The organism is Mycolicibacterium arseniciresistens, assembly GCF_030519285.1.
Taxonomy (GTDB): Bacteria; Actinomycetota; Actinomycetes; order Mycobacteriales; family Mycobacteriaceae; genus Mycobacterium; species Mycobacterium arseniciresistens.
The window spans coordinates 1-4,759 of the sequence record NZ_JAUMSQ010000424.1; the positions used below are offsets into that span (position 1 = coordinate 1).

The 4,759-nt window shown below is 71.5% G+C and carries 5 protein-coding genes; all 5 read left to right on the plus strand.

The features are described 5' to 3' along the window. The coding region (locus Q2100_RS29715; protein ID WP_302916909.1) for a L,D-transpeptidase at positions 1 to 851 on the plus strand (851 nt) is incomplete at its 5' end. Positions 852 to 966: 115 nt separating this feature from the next. Then, on the plus strand, positions 967 to 1,929 hold the full coding sequence (locus Q2100_RS29720) for a DUF4129 domain-containing protein (RefSeq protein WP_302916910.1): 963 nt from the start codon (positions 967 to 969) through the stop codon (positions 1,927 to 1,929). Then, positions 1,926 to 2,408, plus strand: a complete 483-nt coding sequence (locus Q2100_RS29725) for a hypothetical protein (protein WP_302916911.1) — start codon at positions 1,926 to 1,928, stop codon at positions 2,406 to 2,408. Before Q2100_RS29720 ends, Q2100_RS29725 begins: the two co-directional genes overlap by 4 nt. Before the next feature lie 8 nt (positions 2,409 to 2,416). Beyond that, positions 2,417 to 3,376, plus strand: a complete 960-nt coding sequence (locus Q2100_RS29730; RefSeq protein WP_264015173.1) for an AAA family ATPase — start codon at positions 2,417 to 2,419, stop codon at positions 3,374 to 3,376. Next, positions 3,373 to 4,620, plus strand: coding sequence for a DUF58 domain-containing protein (locus Q2100_RS29735; protein WP_302916912.1), 1,248 nt, complete (start codon positions 3,373 to 3,375; stop codon positions 4,618 to 4,620). The genes Q2100_RS29730 and Q2100_RS29735 overlap by 4 nt, the downstream gene beginning before the upstream one ends. The last annotated feature ends 139 nt before the right edge of the window (positions 4,621 to 4,759 follow it).

Consider the following 4,759-nt stretch of genomic DNA (forward strand, 5'->3'; position numbering starts at 1 on the left):
CGGCCCCGGCGCCCAACCCGTTCGCACCGCCGCCACCTGCGGCTAATCCGTTCGCGCCGCCTGCCGCCGATTCACTGGCCGGGCCGCCGCTGCCGATCCCAGAGGGCACCCCGGCGGGCCAGAATCCCACGCCCTTCACCGGGAAACCGCCGTTCCTTTCGCCGTCGTTCAACCCGACCAACGGGTCGATCGCCGGCGCCGCCAAGCCGATCTACATCAACTTCCAGCGGCCGATCGCCAACCGCCAGATGGCGCAGGACGCGGTGCACATCTCGTCGAACCCCCCGGTTCCCGGGCGGTTCTACTGGACCAGCGACACCCAGCTGCGCTGGCGTCCGCAGGACTTCTGGCCGGCGGGCACCGTCGTCAACATCGACGCCGCAGGGACGAAGTCGACGTTCACCGTCCCCGAGCAGCTGGTCGCGACGGTTGACAACGACACCAAGACCATGACGGTCGTGCGCAACGGCGAGGTGGAGAAGGAGTTCCCGATCTCCATGGGCAAGCGCGGCTACGAGACCAAGAACGGCACGTACTACGTGCTGGAGAAGTTCGCCGACATCGTGATGGACTCGTCGACCTACGGCGTGCCGGTCACCGATGAAGAGGGCTACAAGCTCAAGGTCCAGGACGCCGTCCGGATCGACAACAGCGGCATCTTCGTGCACGGCGCCCCCTGGTCCGTTGGATCGCAGGGCAAGGAGAACGTCAGTCACGGCTGCATCAACCTCAGCCCCGCCAACGCCCAGTGGTTCTACGACAACTTCGGCAGCGGCGACCCGGTCGTCATCAAGAACTCGACGGGGTCCTACACGCAGCCCGACGGTGCGTCGGACTGGCAGATGTTCTGACCCGCGACTGAGCGGGTAGCCCTCCCACTTTCCCGGCGGTCGGCGCGCAGGCCGTGCCACGATGGGGCAAGGCCGATGGCCGCCCCGGACGTCGGTACACAGCCGAGGGTGGGCCATGCCCGGTGACGACAAGGCGGTGGCACGCACGGTCGCGGTGACCGTGCTGGTCATGCTCGCTACTGTCGCGCTGCGCGGATACCTGCCCGGCGTGCAGCGGTCCGAGGCCGAGGCCGAGGCCGTCGATCCCGAGTCCACCACCGGTGGCCCCGGCACGCTGGTCGCCGTCATCGCGATGCTCGCGGTGTCGATGGCGGTCATCGCGATCGCGATCGCCAACCAGGCCCGCCGCCCGGCAGCGGCCGCATACCCCGTCGAGGCGCCCCGCGATGCCCGCGGGGAGCGCGGCAGGCCGCCGTGGCGGCTGCTGGCGATCGTCGGGGCCGGCCTGCTGCTGTGGCTGCTGGTGGTGCTGCTGCTGATGCGCTGGGGAAATCAGCTGGCGGTCGACGACGTGCCGGTGCCCTCGGACGCCGAATCCGCCCCGCCGCTCGACGCCCCGCCGGCCGAAGCGCCGGAACCACCCGACGGCGAGGACCAACCGGCCGGCAACGTGTTCGGGTACTTGATGGCGGCAACCATCGCCCTGTTCGTGCTGTCGTTCGCCGCGACTGTCGTCGGCCGCAGGAAGGCGGGCGCCGTCGGGTCGTCCCCACCGAGCGCCGTCGCGCCGCCGGAACCGGCACCGGCCGGCCCGGACCTGGCGCGGGCGGCCGAACTCGGGCTGGCGGAGATCGGCGACCACAGTCGCGACCCGCGCGAGGCGATCATCGCCTGCTACGTCGCAATGGAACGCGAGCTCGAGAAGTCGCCGGGCACCATCCCGCAGGCGTCCGACACCCCGTCGGAGGTACTCGCCCGGGCTGTGCGCGGTCGCGTCCTGCGCGCCGACAGCGCCACCGAACTGGTCGACCTGTTCGAGGAGGCGCGGTTCAGCCCGCACGAGATGGGGGAGCGGCACCGGGCCGACGCGGTGCGCGCGCTGCGTCTGGTGCGCGACGAACTCGAGGCGGCGCGATGACGAGGCTGGTCGCCGTCGGCGTGACGCTGGTGTTCGCGGTCGAGCTGTTCGCGATCGCGCGGCTCGACCGCACCGACGTGCTGGTGGTGTCCGGCGTCGCGGTCGCCGCGGTGCTGCTGGCCGTCCGCTGGCACCTCACCCGCCGCGCCGCCGAGGCCGCCGACGAACCCGCCGATGACGCGGGGGCGTCGCTGCGGCGGTGGCGGGCCCGGACCGAGACGATGATCTCGTGGTCGGAGACCACGCGCACCGACTGGGACCGCCGGCTGCGCCCGATGCTGGCACGGCAGTTCGAACTCGCCACCGGGCAACGAAGGATGAAGAGCCCGAACGCTTTCCGCGCCACCGGTGAGATGCTCTTCGGCGCCGAGCTGTGGCCGTGGGTCGATCCCGAGAATATCTCGCGCACCGGCAGCAGCGAACCCGGCCCCGGCCGCGACACTCTCAACGACATTCTGCAACGTCTGGAGCAGATATGACAGCCGAGATGGGGATGCCGGTGGAGACCACCAGCGCGCACTGCGACGCGGTGCTCGACGAGATCGGCAGGGCGGTGGTCGGCAAACGGCGGGCGCTCACGCTCATCCTCACCACCGTGCTCGCCCGCGGGCACATCCTCGTCGAGGATCTCCCCGGCCTCGGAAAGACACTCATCGCAAAGTCTTTCGCCGCCGCGCTCGGACTCGAGTTCACCCGTGTGCAGTTCACCCCCGACCTGCTGCCCGCCGACCTGCTCGGCTCCACGATCTACGACATGCAGTCGGGCCGGTTCGAGTTCCGCCGCGGACCCGTCTTCACCAACCTGCTGCTCGGCGACGAGATCAACCGCACGCCACCCAAGACGCAGGCCGCGCTGCTGGAGGCGATGGCCGAGCGGCAGGTCAGTATCGACGGCGTCACCCACCCGCTGCCTTCGCCGTTCCTGGTGCTGGCCACCGACAATCCGATCGAGTACGAGGGCACCTACCCGCTGCCGGAGGCGCAGCTCGACCGGTTCGCCATCCGACTGGAACTCAAGTACCTCTCCGAACAGGAGGAGGCCACGATGCTGCGCCGCCGCCTGGACCGCGGATCGGAGCCGCCGACCGTGCGTCAGGTGGTCGACGCCCACGACCTGCTGGCCATGCAGGAGTCGGTCGAGCAGGTGACGGTGCATGACGACGTGTTGCAGTACGTGGTGTCGCTGGCCACCGCCAGCCGCCAGCACCCGCAGGTCGCCGTCGGCGCCAGCCCGCGCGCCGAACTCGACCTGGTGCAGCTGGCGCGGGCCCGCGCGCTGCTGCTCGGCCGGGACTACGTCGTGCCCGAGGACGTCAAGGCGCTGGCGGTGCCTGCGATGTCGCACCGGATCAGCCTGCGGCCCGAGATGTGGGTGCGACGGGTGCAGGGATCGGACGTGGTCGAGGAACTGCTGCGCCGGCTACCCGTGCCGCGGGCCGCCCGGTGACGACGCCCGATCACCGTGCGACTGCCGAATTGCGCTGGCGCGCATCGGCGCTGACCCGCGCGGTCACCACGTGCGCGGCGGTCGCGATCGTCTGCGCGCTGCTCGCCGGCCGGTGGGACCTGGTGGCCTTCGCGGCGCCGCTGCTCGGGGTGGTGTGCTCACTGTCCTGGCAGCGGCCGCCGCCGGCGGTCGAGGTGTCGGGCAGCCCGGGGATGCAGCGCTGCTTCGAGAACGAGCGGGTCAGTGTCACCGTGTGGGCGGGCGCCGACGACGGCAGCGCGGTCCACATCGCCTGCGTCGCCGTGCCCGGCCTGGACCTCGAGGCCGCTGACACCGGACCGCCCCTGACGGTCAACGCCGAGGCGGCGCGCTGGGGTCGCTACCCGGTGCGGGCCGAGGTACGGGTGACCGCCCGCGGCGGCCTGCTCGAGGGCACCGGCAGCGTCGACGCGGCCGAGGTCTGTGTGTTCCCGGTGGCGCCGCCGCAGACCACCCCGATCCCGCGCATCGATCTGCTGGACCGGCTGGGCACCCACCTGACCCGGCACACCGGGCCGGGCGTCGAGTACGCCGACATCCGGCCCTACGTCCCGGGCGATCAGCTCCGGACGGTGAACTGGCCGGTGAGCGCGCGACGCGGTGCATTGCACGTCACCGAGCGGCTCACCGACCGGGCGGCCGACGTGGTGGTGCTGGTCGACACCTACGCACAGCCGCCAGGACCGGCGACCGCGGCCACCGAGCGGATGGCGCGTGGCGCAGCGCAGGTGGTGCAGAGCGCGCTGCGCTACGGCGACCGGGCCGGTCTGGTGGCGCTCGGCAACCGGGACACCCGTTGGCTGGGCGCCGACATCGGTCAGCGGCAGTTCTACCGGATCCTCGACACCATGCTCGGCGCCGTCGGAGGTTTCGAACGGGCCGGAGGCACGCTGGCGCCCAGACCCGCGGTGCCGGCCGGGGCGATCGTGATCGCGTTCTCGACGCTGCTGGAGACGGAGTTCGCGTTGGCGCTCATCGATCTGCGCAAGCGCGGGCACCCCGTGGTCGCCGTCGACGTGCTCGAGGGAACTCCACTCGAGGGCGAGCAGGACCCGCTGGTCGACCGGATGTGGGCGCTGCAGCGCTCGTTCATGTACCGCGACATGGGCACCATCGGCGTCGACGTCGTCGCCTGGCCGAGCACCGGCACCCTCGACCAGGCGATGGCGCTCATCCCCGACCGAAGAATGGGGACGCGGCGATGACAACTCCGGCGGCTCGGGCGGCGAAACTGTTGCTGCCCAGCGCTTTCGGTGTGCTGATGGTCGGCGCCGCAGCGCATCGCGCGGACGGGACTGCGCTCGTCGCGGCGGCCGCCGCACTGTTGGCGGTGGCCATCGCGGC

What these genes read in the sequence shown, in the direction of transcription:
- Q2100_RS29720 (WP_302916910.1), top strand. Translation starts at nt 967, where the DNA reads ATGCCCGGTGACGACAAGGCGGTGGCACGCACGGTCGCGGTGACCGTG.
- Q2100_RS29725 (WP_302916911.1), top strand. Translation starts at nt 1,926, where the DNA reads ATGACGAGGCTGGTCGCCGTCGGCGTGACGCTGGTGTTCGCGGTCGAG.
- Q2100_RS29730 (WP_264015173.1), top strand. Translation starts at nt 2,417, where the DNA reads ATGGGGATGCCGGTGGAGACCACCAGCGCGCACTGCGACGCGGTGCTC.